The sequence below is a fragment of the Cyclobacterium amurskyense genome (assembly GCF_001050135.1).
GTDB lineage: Bacteria > Bacteroidota > Bacteroidia > Cytophagales > Cyclobacteriaceae > Cyclobacterium > Cyclobacterium amurskyense.
In genome coordinates, this window is the sequence record NZ_CP012040.1 from 1057960 (window position 1) to 1079814 (window position 21855).

Below are 21855 nucleotides of genomic sequence, written 5' to 3' on the forward strand. Positions count from 1 at the left end.
ATAGGGCAGGCTTTTTATATTATGAAGCACAATGAATGCTTTATTCCTTATTTCGGAAGCACATTTGAAATTAGTGAAACCTTTTCTATAGGTTCGCTGGCATTTGAATATATCCTAACCACACTATTTTGTTTTCCCATTTTACCAGCAGAATTAAAGGACACTTTAATCTCAGCTGCTTTTCCAGGTGCAATTGGTTCTTTTGGCCAGCTTGGAACAGTGCAACCACAAGTTGCTGCTACATTAGAGATAATTAATGGTTGATTACCCGTATTGGTAAATTTAAAAACATTCTCTACTTTGTCTCCTTGCTTAATATCTCCAAAATCTTTCGAATCAGATTCGAAAGTAATTACCGGACCATTTGCTGTTTTTTCCTGGGCGATTGCAAATGCTGTACTTAATACAACCGCTAATACTACTGTTAATAACCTTTTCATATTCATAAAATTTAATTCATTCCAACTTATGGAGTACTATACTACTTAATAAAAAAATTGTTATGAAAGTTCACCATAAACAATTCTTTTCTTGCTCTTGTCATGGCAGTATACAACCACCTGACGTAATTTCTATCAATTTGTTCCTCATTTAAATATCCCTGGTCAACAAAAACAGCATCCCATTGCCCTCCTTGTGATTTATGACAAGTCAGAGTATAAGCATATTTGACTTGTAGGGCATTCAGATAAGGATCTTTACTCATGGCTTCCCTAATCTTGCTCTTTTTCTCTAAATCTTGATAATCTTCCGCCACTTGTTGATAAAGGGCTCTCCATTCTTCCATCGTCAAAGAAGGTTTATCAGAATGCAAGGTATCTAGAATCACACGAGCCTCAAATGGAACTTCATCTGGATAATCTATCAACCTCAATTCAAGTGTAGCAAACCTTAGGCCATATATTTCCTCAAATGAACGAATTTTAAGTATCTCTACAAAATCCCCATTGGCCAAAAAACTAACCTTGTCCGAAGAATCCATGTAAGTATAATTGTTTTTGACAATCATTAGTCGTTCTCCAGCGCTTAATTCATCTTCATAATAAAAAATAGAATTTCTAATGTACTTATTGTATTGAACTGCGGCCTTATTGGAGCGGGTGATAATCATCGTATTGTCCAATCCAAATTTATCATAGGCATACCTCAAACCATCTTCAAGTCTTTCACCTGTCATCCGGTAAAAATCATTAAACCCACGGGTTTCAAAGGTGATCTTGGGTTTATCCCGAAGTACCTCATCTCTCAAAGTTGTAGCATTGGCCAATATCCCTGAATCCTGACCTTGCCTGGTAACTATAGTAAGTAAGGTTTCATTTACCTCTAATTTATAGTTTCGTATAAGGTAATTTTTATCTAGGGCTGGGCTATCATCGCTTCCTACTGGTGGCAGTTGCGCAATGTCACCAATTAATAATAGTCTATTCTCAGGATTTTGAAAAACAAAACCAATAAGATCTGCCAATAAAGACCTTCCTCCGATCCTATCATCAGACAACATGGAGGCCTCATCTACTATAAAAACAGATTTTTGATAGTAATTTTTTTGCACCGTGAAACCATCAACTCCTTCAGCGGCCCCTTGCTTGGCACGGTAAATAATCTTGTGAATGGTAAAACCTGTTTTGTCAGCATATGAACTCATCACTTTAGCAGCCCGACCAGTAGGCGCAAGCATAACTGCTCGCAAGCCAAGTGATGGTAATGCTTTTACCAAAGCAGCCAAAACGGTTGTTTTCCCTGTTCCTGCATACCCCTTTAGAATAAATGCTGAAGAAGAAGGAATTATTTTTCCCAAAAATGTATCCATCGAATTAAAAAAGTATTCCTGATCAGTAGTTGGCTGATGAGGGAAAAATTTCCTTATTCTTTCTGATGGCTTTGGACTTGCTTGATTATCTTTATGCATCTATTGCGAAACTAAGATGAAAAAGCCGAACATAAAAAAGGACATAATTGAAAATTTCGGTAACCGACTCAGGACGAGGGTTAATGGTATACTTATTCAGGACAATAAATTATTGATGGTAAAGCACCGAATGCATACAAACCACTCATTTTGGAATGTCCCTGGGGGTGGGATGAAATTTGGACAAGATGCCAAGGAGAATCTAAAAAGGGAATTTTTAGAGGAAACCGGGCTAAACATTGCTGTTAATGATTACCTTTTTGTACATGAATTTTTAGAACCTCCGCTACACGCCATTGAATTGTTCTTTGAAGTTAGCCAAACAAGTGGTAAATTAGTAGTTGGAATAGATCCTGAGCTTGAAACCAACAAACAGGTTATAGAAGAGGTTAAATTTCTTAGCATTGAAGAAATCAAAAAAATCCCATCCGAAAAAAAACATGCACTGTTCGGAAGAATAAATTCTCTGAATGATGTAAGAATATGGAAAGGATATTTTAATTTTGGAAATAAATGCATAAAATAGCATTCTAATTACGAACCATCAATTCTTTATAATAATTTAATTACGCTTTAAAGATATTCAAAATGACATTGAGTAAAATCTTATCGATTGTTTTTCTATTGGGAGCCTTAGGCCTCGGGTACAAACTTTATCTGGGTGTGGATGAAGTAGTGGAAGAAGAGAAAATTCTAAAAAGAACCGAAGATAGAATTATTGAAAAGCTAGAAATGCTTAGAGATGCCCAAATAGCTTATCAAGCTGCCAATAACGAATATGCTTCCAACTGGGAAGATTTGAAAAAATTCATCACTGATGGTAGCATCTACTTGATACAAAGAACTGAAACCACCAAATTATTGGATTATGGTAAAGAAGAAACAACAGTAACTTTAGATACCTTAGGTGCTGTTAATGTACAGGATTCTCTTTTCAGTGCAGACAAATACCCTGATTTTGAATTGGATCTACTAAATGTAGTTCCTGGATCAGGTGGGAAAACATTTGAATTCTTTGCAGATAAAATCGAGCGTAGCAATAGAGAAATTGCTGTGTTTGAAATCAGAGATCCTGCACCAAGAAATCCAGAAAGAAGAAAAAATAACAACGAGAAGGCTTTAAGAGTTGGTTCAAGAACTGATTCTTCTACTTCAGGAAACTGGGAATAAATTTGGATACGGTAGGTTCCCATATCCAAAGCAAATTCATTAGCGATAAATTTGATATGCAAGCCATATCAAATTTATCGCTTTTCTTATATGAGAAACTTTTTGTCGTCGTTGCCCATTCAGGTGAGCACAAAGACATTGCTGCTACTTTCACCTATTCCTTCCAGGATAAGGAAACCATCAAACATATTGTAGATACAGCACCTATTTTCAATGCCCCAAATTCGGTAGGTAGGCTTTATATTCACCACCAAAGATTTACTTTGGTTCCTACTACCCTATTTAACCCTGCTCAAGGAGACAGGTACCTTAGCTTTGCTACAGAGCTCAATGAACAAGTGGACAGTGTGATCTATACAGGAGTTGCCAATAACACCATTCAGGTAATTGGAACTGCCGACAAAGGCCTTTTAGAAAAACTGGACAAAAAACTTCCTGAATTGGAAATAGCTCATGGCGCTTCCCATGTACTGGGCTTCTTTCTAACCCAAACAAAAGATTTACTGAATCAAGAGTTGTTTATTCACGCCTCTCCGGACTGCATGTATTTGGCTGCTTTCCATAATGGAGAATTAAACCTTTTTAACAGGTTTGTAATAACAGAGGAAGCTGCTTTTCTCCGTTATTTATTTACATTTATCCAGCAAATGGCCTTTGATCGGTCTCATTGCAAGATTCGTTTTTTTGGAAACCCTGAGTGGCTCCATACAAGTATGGAAAGCATGGGACGTTATTTCAAAAACATCCATCTAAGCATCCCTTATCAAAACACCTCCTACCTAAAAGGAGCCGAGTCCTTTATGAACACACAACTTCTAGAGGCCTACTGGCAACAAAAACTTATTTCATGAAAAAGACAGCGCTTTTTCCAGGCTCTTTTGACCCTTACACAAATGGTCATCATGACATTGTCATGAGAGGACTAAATATTTTCGATGAGATAATTATCAGTGTAGGGCACAATACAAGTAAGAAAAACAGGTATTTCGATATTGATTTTATGGTTGATAAAATCAAAAATACCTACAAGAAAAACCCGTCTGTTAAAGTCATTGTATACGATGAATTAACCTCCTCATTGGCAAAAAAACACGACGCAAAGTACTTACTCCGTGGATTAAGAAACACGACTGATTTTGAATACGAAAACACCATCAGTCAAATGAACAGGTATCTCAACGACTCCTTGGAAACGGTATTTCTTATCACTACTCCTAAATATGCAGCCATCAGCTCTACTATTATCAGAGAAGTTCATAAGTATGGTGGCAATGTAAACAAGTTCCTTCCCTATAAGGTCTGATAAATCTCAGGGTTTGACTTCAAAAATTGCTTGTACAGGTATCGCATAGAGGGATAGGAATTGATTAATGCGGTTTTGGCTTCTTGATGTTTCAACCATTTGATATCCATAATACCTTCCTCAACCTGAGGCTTCATTTTCGTATCATTGGTACACTTCATATTGTACCAATAGGTTTTCTTCAGAATACTCTTCCTGTTTTGGGTATAAGTGTGCCAGGTAATGCAGATGGGCTTGTTTAGCTTTACTTTTACATTACATTCTTCCTCAACTTCTCTTACGGCACATCCCTCAGGGGTTTCTTTCTTTTCGAATTTCCCTTTTGGCAAATCCCACTTACCTAGCCTGAAAATAAAAAGCACTTTATCCTCTTTAGTGACCACACCACCGGCAGCTTTTATAATTACAAATCGGCTCTTTATAAACTTTTTTAACATGGATTTCTCATCCGTCACAAGCGTTACACTGTCCAAATTTTTCAGTTTCCTGGTTCGCAGGAGATAAAGCAATTGAACGATGATGTCTTTGGAGGGATTTTTTATCAGCACATCATCATGGAAATCAGCTGAGGCTGGCAATTCTACGGGGTTGTCATAAACGCATTCGAATGATTTTTTAGGTAAAAAATCTTTGGTGGCCACAAGATCCAGTGGCTTATCGTTGACGAAGATCTTCATAAACAAATCTAATTTTTTTAAAATTGCATTTTTTTTCCAGCGTGCACAACCCTGAGTAAATTTTAAATGGTTAAATTTATCCCATGGAAATTTATGATCAAAGCACCGCTTCTCAAATTGCAAAAAAGCTTCTTGAAATAAAGGCCATCAAACTGTCGCCTAAGGATCCTTTCACCTGGGCATCTGGATGGAAGTCACCAATATATTGTGACAACAGGCTATCGCTTTCTTACCCCGAAGTCAGAAAGTTTATTCAGGAAAAACTTACAAGTGTAATCCGAACTCACTTTTTAAATATTGAAGCCATAGCAGGAGTCGCCACTGCAGGCATTCCACAGGGGGTATTGATTGCCGATAAGCTCGACGTCCCTTTTGTCTATGTTCGTTCCAAAGCTAAAGGCCATGGGATGGAAAACATGATTGAAGGGAAAATCACTCCCGGACAAAAAGTTGTCGTTGTTGAAGACCTTGTCTCTACAGGAGGAAGTTCACTTAAAGCCGTCAATGATTTGCGAGCAGCAGGGTTTGAGGTCTTAGGTATGGTTGCCATTTTCACCTATGGTTTTGAGATTTCAGACCTTAATTTCGAAAAGGAAGATGTCAAACTCTATTGCCTTAGCGATTATAGTTCCTTACTACCTCAAGCACTAGAACAAGGATATGTGTCTGAAGAAGACATGAACACCTTGGCCGATTGGAGAAAGGGCCCTGATACCTGGAACCCGTAATTTATAAGGGGACTACTGAATTGACACAAAGAATTCTGTCAGTAAATGACCCTTTGTAAAAGCCGGGAATTGGAGAAATCTTATCTAAACTCCTGGCTAAATTATAGTCATTTACTTTAGCGCAGAATTCTTTTCATTTTGTAGCACTCCAAGTCCAAACAAGGCAAAATCATATTTAACAGGGTCCGTAGCATCAAAAATGCGAAGGTTCTTTGTCAGTCCCATTGCTGTCTGCCAGTCAGTTTGCTTTCTTTTAATTAAGCCAAGGGATCGACCTATTCGGTCCACATGCAGGTCACAGGGGCAAACTAACTGGGAAGGAGAAATCTTGTTCCAAATACCAAAATCAACTCCTTTGTCATCTTTTCTCACCATCCACCTCAGAAACATATTAATCCTTTTGCAGGCTGATTTCTTTTTGGGAGTAGCCACATGCTTACGAGTTCTGCGTGGAGCTAGATCGGATTGAAAAAAATAATCATGAAAATTGGAGAGCAATAATTCCATGACATCAATATCAGTAGAGTAACCTCGAGTGAATGCCCCTTCCAGACTAAGATTGTCTTTATAATACCTCGAAAAAAAATCGATGAAATACAAGGTATCCAAATCATTGAAAGTTCTATGCTTGAACCGCATCAACTGCTTAAGCTCTTGCTCAGAGTGATTTAAAACAAAATCATGAGGACTATTCCCCATCATGTCCATCAACTCCAGACTTTTATTGATAATGGTTTTTCTTTGCCCCCAGGCAAGGACAGCAGCAAAAAAACCTGAAATTTCAATGTCTTGCTGTTTTACAAATCGATGAGGAATAGAAACTGGGTCGTTCTCTATAAATGAAGGTTGGTTAAAAAGGCTAACTTTTTCATCGAGAAACTCCTTTAAATCATCCATCCGATAGTGCTACTTTTACTTCCCCGCCTTGGGTTCCATCAAACCATTTAAGCAATAAAAACTGTTCGTCTTGCTCTGCAATATGCCAATCAAAGCACTTGATATTTGCCAAACTAGTAAGTTTGTCTTCTTCCGGCTTATACAAGCAAATATCAAAATCAGGAATATTCGCCAATTCGGTGGTATTCCATCTTTCAAGCAACCAGCCTTCTTTCAGGATAATGATTCGTTTTCCGAAAACATCATCTTCTATAACTGAAGGAATACCATCTGTACGACGTATATGGTAGCACTCTGGACCAAAAATAATCTGTTTATGCAGTTTTCCTTCAATCAAATTAGACTCATCAGTTAACAAAGCCCATTCTGATTTATTTTGTATTTTGGGTGTAGACCCACTGAATTTGGTTAAAAACGAAGAAACCCACGAAAAGAAATAGGTTATACCGACGAACAATAGCCCAAAAGTAGCCAGAATTGGATAGGTCAATACAAAAATAGCATTCCAAATAAATTTGAAAAACCTATGGAAGAAAAGTTCAATTGAATTCATTTACTAACTAATACAATTTCAAAATTAAGGCAAATTAATCAAACAAACAAAATTCAACTTTTCCTTAACAATACTCACACCCATCAGGATAATGCCTGACATTGTCAACTGATTTACCTACCTTTGCAGGCTGAAAACACCTAAGCACCATGACCCTAACTCAAGAGATAGCGAAAAGAAAGACTTTTGGAATTATAGCTCACCCTGATGCAGGAAAAACCACATTAACAGAAAAGATGCTGCTTTTTGGTGGTGCAATCAAAACAGCAGGGGCGGTAAAATCAAATAAAATAGATACGGCCACCAAATCCGATTGGATGGAGATCGAGAAACAGAGAGGAATATCTGTTGCCACATCTGTGATGGGGTTTGAATACAAAGGGCAGAAAATAAACCTCCTAGATACACCTGGTCACCAAGATTTTGCTGAAGACACTTACCGTACGCTCACAGCGGTGGATTCTGTTATCATGGTTATTGACTGTGTGAAAGGAGTGGAAATTCAAACAGAAAAATTAATGGAAGTATGCAGGATGAGAAACACACCTGTAATTTGCTTTATTAATAAACTAGATAGAGAAGGACGTGATCCTTATGATTTACTGGATGAGGTAGAAACTAAATTAAACATTCAGGTAAGACCGCTCTCCTGGCCCATTTCTATGGGGAAATCTTTTAAAGGTGTTTACAACCTATATGACAAACAATTGAACCTGTTTACACCTAGTCAACGAAAGGTTAGTGATGACAGGGTTGTCATAGAAGACCTAAGTTCCAAGAAACTAGACGAAAGAATAGGGTCTAGTTTGGCCGATCAGCTAAGGGAAGATGTGGAATTAATTGAAGGGGTATATCCAGATTTTAATCCTAAGGAATACCTAGAAGGAACTGTTGCTCCGGTATTTTTCGGCTCTGCAGTGAACAATTTTGGGGTAAAGGAAATGTTGGATACATTTATTCAAATAGCTCCCGGGCCAAAAAGCCGGCAGACTGAAGAACGTGAGGTAAAACCAGATGAGGATCACTTCAGCGGGTTTATTTTCAAGATTCACGCCAATATGGACCCCAAACATAGAAACCGTATCGCTTTTTTACGTATATGTTCAGGGACCTTTCAAAGGAACAAGCCTTATAACCATGTAAGAGGAACAAAACCGCTTCGCTTTTCTAATGTAACATCCTTTATGGCTCAGGACAAAGAAATAATTGAGGAAGCATTCCCTGGTGATATCGTTGGGCTTTACGACACTGGAAATTTAAAAATCGGAGACAGTATAACTGATGGTGAGAACCTAAACTTCAAAGGTATCCCTAGCTTTTCCCCGGAGATTTTCAGGGAGGTAGTAAACAAGGATGCCATGAAAACCAAGCAACTAGAAAAAGGCTTGCAACAATTAATGGAAGAAGGAGTGGCACAACTCTTTACCTTTGAGATAGGGTCTAGAAAAGTTGTAGGTACTGTAGGTCAACTTCAGTTTGAAGTAATTAAATTCAGACTCAAAAATGAATACAATGCCACTGCTGATTTTGTCCCTATGAACCTGCATAAGGCTTGCTGGATCACCAGTAATGACAAAAAGAAATTGGATGAATTTATCCGTTCTAAGCAAAGGCATATTGCAAAAGATAGAAACGGAAAATTAGTATTCATGGCAGAGAGTAAGGCTTGGTTACAAATGGTTCAGGACAATTTTCCTGAAATTGAATTCCACAACACATCAGAATATTAATCTTTTATCAAACCTGAGAAAAAATGAAAAAACCATTTAATGTAATATTTGAAGACAATCATCTTTTGGTTGTTAACAAATCTGCTGGGATATTGGTACAGGGAGATAAAACCGGAGATAAAACTCTTACCGATCTTTGTAAAACCTATATAGCAAATAAATACAATAAACCTGGTGCAGTTTTCTTGCATCCAGTCCATAGACTTGACAGACCAGTTAGTGGTGTGGTGGTTTTTGCCAGAACCTCCAAAGCATTGGAAAGGATGACTGCCTTGTTCAGGAAAAGAGAAGTTCACAAAGTTTACTGGGCCTTGGTAAAAAGAAAGCCAAGAGAAGAAACAGGTAAATTGACACATTGGCTGGTGAAAAATCCTGAAAAAAACGTTACAACAGCTTATGACAAGGAAGTTCCAGAGTCCAAAAAATCTGAAATGACCTATAAAAGGCTAGGCAAATTAAACGACCATTGGTTACTAGAACTTCGCCCAGTCACAGGTAGACCACACCAATTGCGTGTGCAATTAGCCTCCATGGACTGCCCTATTAGAGGAGATGTCAAATATGGCTTTCCAAAACCAAATCCTGATGCAAGTATTAACTTACATGCATTTCATTTGGTATTTATTCACCCCATTAAGAAAGAGAAATTATTCCTGAGAGCAGCCTTGCCTGAGGAACCATTTTGGGAGCAATTTCTGGAATTTGAAAACATAAAGTCAAGTGACCGCCATTTGGATAAAACATTTAGCGGCTAAAAATTACACGTAAAATGTTAAAGAGAGCTTTCATCATTTGGCTGTTTTTACTAGGATCTTTAACTGCATTTGGACAAGAAGAAGAGGGTGTTTTTTGGGAGATCGTAAGTCAAGATAATCCTCAGCCCTCTTATCTTTTTGGTACCATACACCTTATTTGTGAAGAAGATTTCAATATAAATGACCAGGTAACTAGCGCATTATCCAAAACTGATGTGCTTGTACTTGAAATCGACATGGATGACCCTCATTTGCAATCAGTAATGAGAGCCAACTTATTCAATAAAGATGGACAAAAAATCAACGACTTTTTAAACAAAGAGGAATACGAAGACATTCGAACTTTTTTAAAAGAAAGGACAGGTATGGATCTTGACATGTTACAGGAAATGCGTCCTATGATATTGATGTCCTTGCTTTATAACAACTTCTTGGAATGTGAAACCAAGTCTTTTGAGAATGAGCTAATGCTTCTTGCCAAAGAGGAAAATGTAGAAGTAGCAGGACTTGAGACTGTAGAAAACCAGATGTCTCTTTTTGACCTTATCCCACTTGAAGACCAATATGAGAGTTTTTACACCTACATTAATGACATAGAAAAAGGACAGGAAGAGTTTAGACTACTTATTGAAGCTTATAAACATGAGAAAATAAGCGAACTTTTTGAGATGGTTTCTGAAAGCCCTGAATACAAAGATTATCAAGACATCTTGCTTGCTGACAGGAATAAAAACTGGGTAGCACCTATGGAAAAAATCATGAAAGACAGCAGTGCCTTCTTTGCTGTTGGAGCGGGCCATCTTGCTGGTCCAGAGGGCCTAATTAATCTCTTAAAAAGAGAAGGGTACGAAGTGAATAGGATTCACCTATAAACCTCTTTGCTCTCACTTGGCTTGGTAAAAAAGGAATAAATCCCCCAAAAGCTCACAATCAAAAGACCTGCCACCAATAGATATTGCCATACAGATGCATCGGAAGAAAGGGCTTCTTGTATACTCCCCGCAAAGGCGCCGGTGGAAAAGGCAAGCAATGTCCTTGGCAACATTCCTAAAAACCCAAACCAGAGCACTCTTTTTAGTCCCGTTTCTAATAGTGCAAAGACTAAATTAGAGATTGCAAAGGGTATGACTGGGCTAATCCTAATAAAGAAAATAAGCCTTCCCATTTGATTTTTTTTATCATGAATCAGCTTGGCCGCTTTTGGATAAGGATCAAGAATCAATTCAAGACTATCTTTTTTCAAAATCTTTCCCAACAAATACCCTACAGCACTTGCCAAAGTATAAGACAAAACCAGATAGGGAAAGGCCTGCCAACCAAATAAGTAGCCTGTAATTACAGCAAAAAAAGTAGTTGGAATCAAAGCTAAGCCCATCAGGGTAATACCCATAAAACAATAAACAATGGCAACCTTTGGCTTGATAATTGACAAAATTGTCAATTCAGCCCAATTACTGTAAATCCAGCCACCTAGGGTTAAGGCTCCTATAGTTGGAATAATGCTCACCCATAGGATAGCCACTAGTAACCAAGGACTTTTGCTATAGATATTTCTAAAATGCTTGAAAATAGGCGGTTTTTTGTCCATCTTTGGACAAAACTAGAAATATTTCTGACTAAAAGTTCATCAAATTGAGGCTTTAAATGAGAACATACCTTATTTGATAGAAAAACCATATATATTAACCTATGAAATTTGCTACAAAAGCCATACATGCGGGAATTAAACCGGATCCAGGCACAGGGGCAATCATGACCCCAATCTTTCAAACCTCCACCTATGTACAAAAATCACCGGGCGATCACAAAGGTTTCGAATACTCAAGAACACAAAATCCTACCAGGCAGGCACTGGAAAACAATCTTGCAGCTCTAGAAAATGGCAATCACGGACTTTGCTTTGCCTCTGGAATGGCTTCCATAGACTGTATACTTAAATTATTGAAGCCTGGCGATGAAGTCATCAGTACCAATGATCTTTATGGGGGTACTTACAGGATTTTTACAAAGGTTTTCTCGAAATATGGAATAAAATTCCATTTTGTAAACATGGAAAACCCAGAAAACATCCTTCCTTATATCAACGAAAACACCAAGTTGATTTGGGCCGAAACCCCCACCAACCCAATGATGAATATCATTGACATCAAAGCACTTGGTGAGATTGCTAAAAGCAACAAAATCCTCTTTGGAGTTGACAATACTTTTGCCACCCCTTTTCTTCAGACACCTTTGGACTTGGGCGCGGACCTAGTAATGCACTCTGTAACCAAATACCTTGCAGGTCACTCCGATGTGGTAATGGGAGCCATTGTAGTAAAAGACAAACAGCTCGCAGAAGATTTGGCCTTCATTCAAAACTCTTGTGGTGCTGTACCTGGTCCACAAGATTGTTTCTTAGTGCTACGAGGCATTAAGACTTTGCATCTAAGAATGGAAAGACATTGCCAGAATGGTAAAACAATTGCTGCCTACCTAAAAAATCATCCTAAGGTAGACAAAGTGTTTTGGCCAGGCTTTGAAGACCACCCAAACCACCAGGTTGCAAAAAATCAAATGAAATATTTTGGAGGTATGATTTCCTTTACCTTAGAGAACAATCAAATTAAGGATGCTATCAGTGTATTAGAAAACTTTGAAATCTTTGTATTGGCTGAATCTTTAGGAGGAGTGGAATCACTCTGTGGACATCCCGCTACCATGACCCATGCCAGTATCCCTAAAGCTGAAAGAGAGAAAGTAGGCCTATCGGATTCATTGATTAGGCTAAGTGTAGGAATTGAGGATGCTGAAGACCTTAAAAATGACCTTGCGCAGGCTTTAAATAAATTAATTTAGCATTTTAGTGAAGAGATATTGACATCGATTGTCAATATCCTTCGTTAATTCTTTATGATTTTTTTGTAGGAAGGCAAGAACCGTTTGGTACTTTTTACTTATATCTTCTTTTTTACCAAGATGACTTCCAAGATGTTGAAGTAACAATTGATTTTTATGCCAATTCACCATCTCCTTAACCAGAAGGTCAATCTCTTGGTGAACCTTATGGGTGAAAATGGAATTAAGGCCTATTGCCAACCTTATTTTTTCTAAAACAGTTACCTTTTTCAGCCCTTTGTAAATCTCACTTATGGTTTGGGCATCAAGCCGGGTTTTAGTGCCAAAATTGAAGAATTCAACCTCTTCATTGATGATTTGATTAATGGCAGTATTAATCGACAATATGGACATACCTTTAGAATATTGCCAGATATTTCTGTAGAGATCTTCCCACTTTTGTAAAGGTATTGAGAGAATCAGCTCATATACCTCAGAATAAACCCTATGTTTATCCGAGGAGATAAGCTTTTCATATTCTGGATAATCGTGTTTATTTGCCTGCATATAGGTTATATAACCATCTTGGATAAACCGAATATGCTTTACTTTTCTGAGGTTTTTATGCAACTCCTTAAAGGGGGTGAAAATTCGACCAATTTCACGCTTCTTATTAAAATGTACCCTTTCTAATAATTGGATATAAACCCTAAAAAATTCTAAATGGGATTCAAGCTCTATGGATTTTTTTGATTTTAACTTCTTCGATAATTCCTCAAATAATACCTTACCGGCATCATAGTGCTTATCAAAAACATGTAAAACCAGAGGTAAGGTAGAAGGTTCCATAGCTATTCGTTTATCTTTACAGTTGTCGCTCCATATCCAAAATTAGTCTTTTGACTATCCTTAAAATATTTTATTCCTTTAAGCTGACTTAAATATTTATGAATATTTTTCCTCAAAACTCCATTTCCAATTCCGTGAATAAAGACAATTTCATCCATACCTGATACAATCGCATCATTTAAGTTGGACTCAAAAGTTTTCATTTGAAGTTGAATCATTTCGCTGTTACTCATCAGGTCATAATCATCAGTCAATTTCTCTATATGAAGGTCAACTGAAGCAGGAGGTCTCTTAACCTTTGCTGCTGGATAAATATCTTGCGGAGCAGGATTGAGCTCTTTATTTAACTTACTAACATTAAGGGTTTTCACCGTTTCATCGAGCTTGAAAAAATAGGCGTCTTTATTTAACAATGGTGCCTTCCCCATAGTTTTGAAAAAGGAGGACGCTTTCAACTTTACATTCCGAACCTGAACAGGCTGCTGTTTTTCCAGACGCTTGTTCAACAAAACCATCATTATGCTGAATGGTGGCCATTGTTCAAATTCCTGAAGCATTTTTTCTCCTAACTTGGTAAATGACTTCGCCTTAACCACACCTGCACCAATATTTTTTGAATTGTCACCCTGCAATTCATCTAATGAATACAGACAATCTTTGGTTGTGTTGTTAATTAGCAGCAGATCATGGACCTGATCGTTATAAGGAGCATAAGCTATATATACACCTTCTTCTTTGTCAGATTCATTGCTTTTCGAAACACTAGAAAGGAAGCCTGTAGTTTTTTTGGGCTTGGTGTCGAAATAGGCCTCCTCGGCTTCATTGATGAGAACCAACTCAGATTTTAAAGCAGGAATTCTAAATCCATCTTCAATTTCAATTTCAACCTGTCCACCAGAAGAAAGCTTGGTAATGACTCCTTCCTCCTTTCCATGCAGTAATCTTACCTTATCCCCTATGTTCATATTCCAAATTTACCAAATAGATTGGGGATATTCACAATTAATTGCCTTTGATTCCAGTATTTCATCTCAATCTAATCCTGAAATTTATTCTGTAAATCGACAATGATCTTTGATCCTAAAAATTCAAAGCCCCTTCTTTTCTCTAATAAGACCATTTCAAATACAGCCAATATTTTGCTATTTCTGACTTAAAAGTAACCTAGGCTAAAACACGAAAGCTTAAATATCAATCATTCGAGATGGGCCTAAATCCCGGTGATAAGCCACATAATCCTTAAAAGCCCAATTATAATAAAAAAGGCCCATTTCAAGATGAAACGAGCCTTTTTCTATTTTTTTAAAGTACAATATTCACTATTTTCCCAGGGACTACAATCACCTTTTTAGGTTTTTGTCCTTTGGTCCATTTCTGAATTTGTTCGTCACCCAATGCAGCATCCTCAATTTCCTGTTTAGATAAACTAAGAGACAATTCAATTTTAGCTCTCATTTTACCATTGATAGACACAGGATACTGATGACTCTCTTCGGCAAGGTACTTTTCCTCAGCTTGAGGAAATTTAGAATTGATAATTGACTCCTCATGTCCAAGCTTTTCCCATAATTCCTCTGAAATATGGGGAGCATAAGGCGATAATACAATCAATAAAGGCTCCAAAACCTCTCTATTGTTACATTTTAAAGCCGACAGCTCATTTACACAAATCATAAATGAAGATACTGAGGTATTAAAAGCATGACGCTCAATATCCTCCTCCACTTTTTTCATTGTTTTATGCAAAGACTTTAGGGCTTCCTTGGAGGCTGGTTTATCAGAAACATTCCATTCTCCATTTTGGTCATGGAATAACCTCCATAGCTTTTTCAAAAATTTGAATACCCCATCAATCCCATTGGTATTCCAAGGCTTAAATTGCTCCAATGGGCCTAGAAACATTTCATATAACCTCAGAGTATCTGCCCCATAGCTTTCAATTACATCATCTGGATTGACCACATTGTACTTGGACTTTGACATCTTCTCCACTTCTGCACCACAATTATACTTACCATCTTCAAGTATAAATTCAGCATCCTTGAGATCAGGTCTCCAGTTTTTAAATGCTTCCAAATCCAATTGATCATTATGGACAATATTTACATCAACATGCATTGGGCTCACATCGTGTTCCCCTATCAATCCACGGCTGACAAAGGTATTTGTACCTTTTTTTCGATAGACAAAGTTAGACCTACCCTGGATCATTCCCTGATTGATCATTTTTTGGAAAGGCTCTTCAATTGGCACAAGGCCCCTATCAAACAAAAACTTTGTCCAAAACCTTGAATAAAGCAAATGCCCGGTAGCATGCTCTGCCCCTCCAATATATAAATCTACGGCTCCCCAATATTCAGCAGCACTTTTACTTACAAATTCTTCCTTATTGTTGGCATCCATGTAACGGAAAAAATACCAGCTTGAACCAGCCCATCCCGGCATGGTACTCATCTCTAAAGGACAATTACCTGAATCAGTTTTATAAGTCCAGTCTTTGGCTCTACCCAAAGGTGGTGCTCCATCTTCTGTAGGCAAATATTTATCAACTTCAGGTAGCCTTAAAGGCAAATCACTTTCATCAATAAGGTAAGGTAAATTATCTTTAAAATAAACAGGAAGAGGCTCACCCCAATAACGCTGACGGGTAAAGATTGCATCCCTCATTTTATATTGGATCTTGCCTTTTCCGATTCCTTTTTCTTCTAGAAAAGCGATGGCTTTGTCCATGGCTTCCTGCATTTCCAATCCACTTATAAAACCAGAATTCATGATGGTCCCGCCTTTACCTGGAAAGGAACCTTCAGACATATCTCCTTCTATAACCTGTCTTTTTTCTAGCCCAAAGTGATTGGCAAAATTGAAATCACGTTCGTCATGCGCTGGAACAGCCATAACAGCTCCTGTTCCATAACCAGCCAAAACATAATCCGCAATCCATATTGGAATAGCTTCACCATTGAATGGGTTTTTTGCATAACTACCTGTAAATGCACCTGAAATGGTTTTTACATCCGTCATCCTATCCCGCTCTGACCTGTTTTTGGCCTGAGCTACATAATCTTCTGCAGTGGCCTTTTGATCCTTAGTGATCAACTTTTCTACCAACTCATGCTCAGGTGCCAAGGCCAAATAAGTCACCCCATATATGGTATCAATACGGGTAGTAAAAACCTTGATCTTTTCGTCCTGACCTACTACATCAAAAACCATTTCAGCACCAAGAGATCTGCCAATCCAATTCCTCTGCATTTCTTTAACTGGATCCGGCCAATCAAGAGCTTCCAGGCCATTGAGCAAACGTTCTGCATAAGCAGTTATTCGCATGCTCCACTGCATCATGCGCTTTCGCTCTACAGGATGTCCCCCTCTTTCAGAAAAACCATCTTTGACTTCATCGTTTGAAAGCACTGTTCCTAAAGCTCCACACCAGTTAACTGTGGTTTCTGCCAAATAGGTCAACCTGTATCTTAGCAGCATTTTCTGTTTTTCCTCTTCGGAAAATTGATTCCAATCGTCCTTACTGAACAACTCAGTATCATCGTCACAGACTGCCTTTATATTTTTATTCCCCTCTTTATCAAAAACCGAGATAAGATGAGCAATAGAAAGAGCCTTGTCAGCCTCTAAATCGTAATAGCTTTCAAATAGCTGACAAAAGATCCACTGGGTCCAACGATAATACTCAGGATCGGAAGTTCTTACCTCCTTGCTCCAATCAAAAGCAAAACCTATGTTTTTTAATTGTTCAGTATACCTTTTAATATTGTCCTCAGTGGTTAAGGCTGGGTGTTGCCCGGTCTGTATCGCATATTGCTCTGCCGGAAGCCCGAAAGAATCATAGCCCATTGGGTGCAATACATTAAAGCCTTTTAATCTTTTATATCGTGTTACAATATCAGAAGCTATATATCCCAGTGGGTGTCCTACATGTAGTCCCGCCCCTGAAGGATATGGAAACATATCCAGAGAATAAAATTTTGGCTTATTTGCTACCGGATTGGCATTGAAAATTCCCGTTTGCTCCCAACGGTCCTGCCATTTTTTTTCAATGGTGCGAAAGTTATAATCAGACATTTTCAGTAATTGTAAAATTATTGGTCAATTCAATTCCAAAAGTATAAAAAATATCCCTATTCATTTCGAATATGGGTCACTATATGCGATTCACTAGATAATTAACAAAAAATGATGTGCTAAACTTTACCAGTACCGAAATCCCCTACCCTTTTTACGGAAGATCCAGTTGTCCCATATATCTTTAGAAAAATAGATCTCAGCCCCAAAGTTCAAAGTAAAATAGCCATCGTACCTTGCACCAGGCTCATTGAGCCGTGGATCTCCACTACCTCTCCTTGCACTCCCTCTGGTATTTCTTATTAATTCAATATTAGGTTCACCATTAGGAAGTAAAAACCTGTCTTGCCTGATGGAAAGACGCAACCTGTCTGGATTTTCTCCTGATATATAGTCATTAATTAATTCTTCATAATACCCTGAAATATTAAAAGTACTGACATCATCGAGGTAATCAGAAAATGTGAATCGATAGTTCCCCTCAATAAAAAAGTCCATATAGACATTGGCTTTGTATTTTATACCTAGCCCCATGGGGAAAACGGTTACAATATTATTGTAAAGCTCATTTTCAGTTCTTAATGGGCGCAAATCCACCCATCTTCCATTGTAAGTTGTTTGTGGATTATTGGTACTGGCGCCTATACCAAAAAAGAGATAGGGGTTAAAAAACTCTCTGGTGATATTGTAAACTTTTACAGGCTTCAAGTAATATTCCATCAACAAAGCTGCTTCCCAATTCCTACTTCGGAAATTTAAATTTCTAGGTATCCTCCCACTAGAAGGATCAGCATGATCATCCTGCCCCGAGATTTGATAATATCCAATGTCACCTCTGGCCTTTAAATTAGTCCCAACAATATATCTGGCACTAATCCCTGCATTATAGTCTGGTTGAACTCCTTCTTTGTATTGCCAAAGCGCATAAAGATCTCCAAAATATTGAGAAGGCCCACCTTGAATGGAAAATGACCATGGTTCTTCAACCCTAAACCTATAAATACTCTGGGCAAATGTTTGTATTGAAATTGCTGTTAGAAAAAATGCTATAAAAAATATTCTCTTCCTCATTTTTCTCTTGTACCTTATCTTTTGTCATTAACCAATTGGCAATAAACCCCATAAAGATAAATAGATTGGCCCAATAAAAAAATTAGTCATTGTCAATTTTGTGTAAGCCAGAACGAATATGCAAGTCTCTCTGAGGAAAAGGAATTTCCACATTCTCCTCTTTAAACCGCCTAAAAATCTCATAATACAACTGGCTTCTCAATACACTTGGTCGGTTTGTATACTCAGTTGTCCATACCCTAAGATTAAAATCAATACTACTGTCATTGTATTTATCAAAAAGCACATCAGGTTTAGGCTGTTTTAGAACCCCTGAATTCCTCTCCACCACCTCTAGCAATATCTTTTTAATTTTTTCCGGATCTTCTTTGTAAGATACCCCTACAGGTATGTTGAACCTTATATTCCCGTCATTATAAGACCAATTGATCACTGAATTATCTATGAATTGACTATTGGGTACTATTATTGCAATATTATCATTTGTAAGAATAATTGTAGACCTGGCCGAAATTTTAACCACATCTCCATACACATCATCTACCTCTATCCTATCTCCTACTTTTATTGGTCTTTCGAATAATATAATCAGCCCACTGATAAAATTATTGGTGATATTCTGTAAACCAAAGCCTATACCAACACCTATAGCTCCTGCTAAAATCCCTAAAGCACTTAGGTCTACATTGCTATTTTGCAAAATGGTAACAAGGCCAATAATAATCAATAGGTATTTAAAAATGGTGGCAATCGATTGCCTCATCCCTAACTCCAGCTTATACCTGGCCAATATTTTATTGGCTAGAAATTTCCTCGCTAACTCAGAAATAACAAATACCAAAATGATAGAAAAAGTCAATCCTAAGAACAATCCTATGGTAAGATTCGTTTCCCCCACCATTAACAGTTTATAATTGAGTAACGCATTGATTTTATCTAGGAAACTACTGAAATCGCCTCCTTTAATGTCTTGTATTATTTCACTCATAACTTAATGATTTTGTCAAAAAGACTTCTAAACTTAATAAAACAATATAGTGAATTAAAAAATATTATTTTAAAACTATCAACTTACACATTCAAATATTATGCTTAACTAACAACATCATTAAGTTTGTTTTTAGCACATATTGAAAATCATTTAAAAAATTACACTTGTATTTCTACTATAATTTACATTTTAGGTACATTTGTTGCTAATTTCATTCTCATGAGTAAACAAAAGGAAGAACTCGAACACAGGCTTAAACTCAGAAACATCAAACATTCTGATTTTAATGACATCCGTGATATAATGGTCTCAACGTATAAAACCCAGGCCATGTCTTGGACCAAGGATGAATTCAAAAGTCAACTTAACGCCTTCCCTGAAGGTCAGATTTGCCTAGAAGATAATGGCAAGGTAGTAGCTGTCGCGATGAGCCTTATTGTAGATTACTCCAAATATGGAGACAATCATTCTTATGATCAAATCACTGGCTTTGGCAAATTCGATACCCACGATCCAGAAGGAGACACCTTATATGGTACGGATGTATTTGTAGACAGAGAATACAGAGGCCTACGCTTAGGCAGAAGACTATATGATGCAAGAAAGGAACTTTGCGAAAACCTTAACCTGAGGTCCATTATAGCTGGGGGGAGAATACCAGGATACAGCAAATTCGCAGACCAAATGTCGCCGAGAAAATACATAGAATTGGTTAAGAACAAGGAAATATTTGACCCTGTACTTTCCTTTCAGCTTGCGAATGAATTTCACGTTAGAAAAGTCATTACCAAATATCTTCCTGAAGACACTGATTCACGTGCTTACGCCACATTACTTGAATGGATCAATATTTATTATGAAAAAGACGAAAAATTAATTGGCAATAAAAAGACAATTGTTAGGTTAGGCCTCGTTCAGTGGAAAATGAGAAGATTCATTGACGTGGATGACCTGATGCAGCAAGTAGAGTTTTTCGTAGACACTGTTTCTGATTACCAATCTGACTTCTGCCTGTTCCCCGAATTTTTCAATGCCCCTCTATTGGCAGGTTTCAATAAAATGGACGCTTCTGAGGCCATCAGAAACCTAGCTGACTATACTGAGGAGATAGTCAATCGAATGCGGGACCTAGCCTTGTCCTATAATGTCAATATTATAGCTGGAAGTATGCCTGAATATGATGGGAAAAAACTTCGAAATGTAAGTTACCTTTGCAGAAGAGATGGTACCATGGACAAGCAATACAAACTTCATATCACACCTGATGAACAATCTTATTGGGGCCTTCAGGGTGGAAATGGCATAAAAGTATTTGATACTGATGCTGGTAAAATTGGAATCCTTATCTGTTATGATGTGGAATTCCCTGAGTTGGGTAGAATTTTGGCAGAGAAAGAAATGGATATACTATTTGTTCCATTTTGGACAGATACAAAAAACGCCTACCTAAGAGTAAGCACCTGTGCCAAAGCCAGGGCCATAGAGAATGAATGTTATGTAGCCATCACGGGCTCGGTAGGTAATTTACCAAGAGTTGAAAATATGGACATCCAGCATTCTCAGGCGGCGATTTACTCTCCTTCTGATTTTTCTTTTCCTCATGACGCAATAATAGCAGAAGCTTCTCTCAACACAGAAACAACCATCGTTGCTGATGTTGATTTAGGACTATTGACAAAACTACGAAAAACAGGTAGTGTGCGAAACCTCGAACAAAGAAGATTGGATTTGTATTCCATACAATGGAAAAACAAGAGATAATGAATTACTTTAATACGAATTACGAAAAGGCCCTAAAGCAAGCAAGTCAAATAAAGCTTATTGTCACAGATCTGGACGGTGTATTGACGGACGGAGGAATCATTCTGGACGACAATGGTATGGAGTACAAAAGGTTTCAGGTGAAGGATGGTCAAATCATCCCATATTTACATAAATTCGAAATTAAAACAGGAATAATTACCGGCCGAAACGTACAGGTTTCCAAAATCCGCTGCGAACAAATGGGAGTAGATTTTCATTTCCATGGTATCCGTGATAAATGGAAAACTTTATCGGAGGTAATTGGGGAAATGAAATTAAATCCAAGCCAGGTTGCCTATATTGGAGATGATATAATCGACCTTGAGTTATTATTGAATGTTGGTTTTTCGGCTGCTCCTGCCGATGCCATGGACTATGTCAAAGAAAAGGTAACTTATGTCACTTTAAAAAAGGGAGGACAAGGAGCATTTAGAGAATTGGCTGACTTAATCCTATTTTCAAATGGAAACCTACCCTCTTCACCTGTCAAAATAAACAGCTCATCACCTAACTATTAAAATCGAA

The 21855-nt window shown here is 37.6% G+C and carries 22 protein-coding genes; 11 read left to right on the forward strand and 11 right to left on the reverse strand.

Annotated elements, in window-relative coordinates; translation table 11 throughout:
* Positions 1-47: 47 nt before the first annotated feature.
* Complete coding sequence (locus CA2015_RS04165) at positions 48-440, reverse strand: DUF1573 domain-containing protein (RefSeq protein ID WP_048640762.1); 393 nt, start codon at positions 438-440, stop codon at positions 48-50.
* Positions 441-481: 41 nt separating this feature from the next.
* Complete coding sequence (locus CA2015_RS04170; RefSeq protein ID WP_048640763.1) at positions 482-1909, reverse strand: ATP-dependent DNA helicase; 1428 nt, start codon at positions 1907-1909, stop codon at positions 482-484.
* A 16-nt stretch (positions 1910-1925) separates the two neighbouring features.
* On the opposite strand from CA2015_RS04170, the gene CA2015_RS04175 reads away from it, so the two are divergent.
* The 4 genes from CA2015_RS04175 to coaD all read left to right on the forward strand — a co-directional run bounded on the left by CA2015_RS04175 (position 1926) and on the right by coaD (position 4382).
* The gene (locus CA2015_RS04175; protein WP_048640764.1) at positions 1926-2435 is read left to right on the forward strand and encodes an NUDIX domain-containing protein; all 510 of its coding nucleotides are present in this window, start codon (positions 1926-1928) and stop codon (positions 2433-2435) included.
* A gap of 62 nt (positions 2436-2497) precedes the next feature.
* Positions 2498-3079, forward strand: a complete 582-nt coding sequence (locus CA2015_RS04180; protein ID WP_048640765.1) for a hypothetical protein — start codon at positions 2498-2500, stop codon at positions 3077-3079.
* Between the two features lie 56 nt (positions 3080-3135).
* A complete protein-coding gene (locus CA2015_RS04185; protein WP_157470303.1) occupies positions 3136-3930 on the forward strand; it encodes a DUF3822 family protein in 795 nt (264 codons plus the stop codon).
* A complete protein-coding gene (gene coaD / locus CA2015_RS04190) occupies positions 3927-4382 on the forward strand; it encodes a pantetheine-phosphate adenylyltransferase (protein ID WP_048640767.1) in 456 nt (151 codons plus the stop codon). The genes CA2015_RS04185 and coaD overlap by 4 nt, the downstream gene beginning before the upstream one ends.
* Here coaD and CA2015_RS04195 read toward each other — a convergent pair.
* The gene (locus tag CA2015_RS04195) at positions 4370-5059 is read right to left on the reverse strand and encodes an NUDIX hydrolase (protein ID WP_048644344.1); all 690 of its coding nucleotides are present in this window, start codon (positions 5057-5059) and stop codon (positions 4370-4372) included. The genes coaD and CA2015_RS04195 overlap by 13 nt on opposite strands.
* An 83-nt stretch (positions 5060-5142) precedes the next feature.
* Between CA2015_RS04195 and pyrE the strand changes: the two genes are divergently transcribed.
* Positions 5143-5787 carry an orotate phosphoribosyltransferase gene (gene pyrE / locus CA2015_RS04200; protein WP_048640768.1) on the forward strand — a complete coding sequence of 215 codons (645 nt, stop codon included), beginning with the start codon at positions 5143-5145 and terminating at the stop codon, positions 5785-5787.
* 111 nt (positions 5788-5898) lie between these two features.
* On the opposite strand, the gene CA2015_RS04205 is transcribed toward pyrE, so the two are convergent.
* Positions 5899-6684 carry a TIGR02757 family protein gene (locus CA2015_RS04205; protein ID WP_048640769.1) on the reverse strand — a complete coding sequence of 262 codons (786 nt, stop codon included), beginning with the start codon at positions 6682-6684 and terminating at the stop codon, positions 5899-5901.
* Positions 6677-7237 carry a hypothetical protein gene (locus CA2015_RS04210; RefSeq protein ID WP_048640770.1) on the reverse strand — a complete coding sequence of 187 codons (561 nt, stop codon included), beginning with the start codon at positions 7235-7237 and terminating at the stop codon, positions 6677-6679. The genes CA2015_RS04205 and CA2015_RS04210 overlap by 8 nt, the downstream gene beginning before the upstream one ends.
* A 149-nt stretch (positions 7238-7386) precedes the next feature.
* Here CA2015_RS04210 and CA2015_RS04215 point away from each other — a divergent pair, with 149 nt between their 5' ends.
* The 3 genes from CA2015_RS04215 to CA2015_RS04225 are packed head-to-tail and all read left to right on the forward strand — an operon-like array spanning position 7387 to position 10594.
* Positions 7387-8967: a peptide chain release factor 3 gene (locus CA2015_RS04215; protein ID WP_048640771.1), complete on the forward strand. Its 1581-nt coding sequence runs from the start codon at positions 7387-7389 to the stop codon at positions 8965-8967.
* Between the two features lie 23 nt (positions 8968-8990).
* A complete protein-coding gene (locus CA2015_RS04220) occupies positions 8991-9722 on the forward strand; it encodes an RluA family pseudouridine synthase (protein ID WP_048640772.1) in 732 nt (243 codons plus the stop codon).
* A gap of 14 nt (positions 9723-9736) precedes the next feature.
* Positions 9737-10594, forward strand: a complete 858-nt coding sequence (locus CA2015_RS04225) for a TraB/GumN family protein (protein WP_048640773.1) — start codon at positions 9737-9739, stop codon at positions 10592-10594.
* Here the strand turns inward: CA2015_RS04225 and CA2015_RS04230 are convergent.
* Positions 10585-11310, reverse strand: a complete 726-nt coding sequence (locus CA2015_RS04230) for a TVP38/TMEM64 family protein (RefSeq protein ID WP_048640774.1) — start codon at positions 11308-11310, stop codon at positions 10585-10587. The genes CA2015_RS04225 and CA2015_RS04230 overlap by 10 nt on opposite strands.
* A gap of 101 nt (positions 11311-11411) precedes the next feature.
* On the opposite strand from CA2015_RS04230, the gene CA2015_RS04235 reads away from it, so the two are divergent.
* Entirely contained in the window at positions 11412-12560 is a 1149-nt protein-coding gene (locus CA2015_RS04235; RefSeq protein ID WP_048640775.1) for a cystathionine gamma-synthase, read from the forward strand.
* Here the strand turns inward: CA2015_RS04235 and CA2015_RS04240 are convergent.
* The 5 genes from CA2015_RS04240 to CA2015_RS04260 all read right to left on the reverse strand — a co-directional run bounded on the left by CA2015_RS04240 (position 12552) and on the right by CA2015_RS04260 (position 19524).
* Positions 12552-13388, reverse strand: coding sequence for a hypothetical protein (locus tag CA2015_RS04240; RefSeq protein WP_048640776.1), 837 nt, complete (start codon positions 13386-13388; stop codon positions 12552-12554). The genes CA2015_RS04235 and CA2015_RS04240 overlap by 9 nt on opposite strands.
* Before the next feature lie 2 nt (positions 13389-13390).
* Positions 13391-14353 (reverse strand): Smr/MutS family protein, encoded by a 963-nt coding sequence (locus tag CA2015_RS04245; protein ID WP_048640777.1) that lies wholly within the window; start codon positions 14351-14353, stop codon positions 13391-13393.
* 337 nt (positions 14354-14690) lie between these two features.
* Positions 14691-17465, reverse strand: coding sequence for a leucine--tRNA ligase (gene leuS, locus CA2015_RS04250; protein WP_048640778.1), 2775 nt, complete (start codon positions 17463-17465; stop codon positions 14691-14693).
* Between the two features lie 126 nt (positions 17466-17591).
* Complete coding sequence (locus CA2015_RS04255; RefSeq protein WP_048640779.1) at positions 17592-18536, reverse strand: hypothetical protein; 945 nt, start codon at positions 18534-18536, stop codon at positions 17592-17594.
* A gap of 82 nt (positions 18537-18618) precedes the next feature.
* Positions 18619-19524, reverse strand: coding sequence for a mechanosensitive ion channel family protein (locus CA2015_RS04260; RefSeq protein WP_048640780.1), 906 nt, complete (start codon positions 19522-19524; stop codon positions 18619-18621).
* 222 nt (positions 19525-19746) lie between these two features.
* On the opposite strand from CA2015_RS04260, the gene CA2015_RS04265 reads away from it, so the two are divergent.
* Positions 19747-21288, forward strand: a complete 1542-nt coding sequence (locus CA2015_RS04265; RefSeq protein ID WP_048640781.1) for a bifunctional GNAT family N-acetyltransferase/carbon-nitrogen hydrolase family protein — start codon at positions 19747-19749, stop codon at positions 21286-21288.
* Complete coding sequence (locus tag CA2015_RS04270; RefSeq protein WP_048644345.1) at positions 21288-21848, forward strand: KdsC family phosphatase; 561 nt, start codon at positions 21288-21290, stop codon at positions 21846-21848. Before CA2015_RS04265 ends, CA2015_RS04270 begins: the two co-directional genes overlap by 1 nt.
* The last annotated feature ends 7 nt before the right edge of the window (positions 21849-21855 follow it).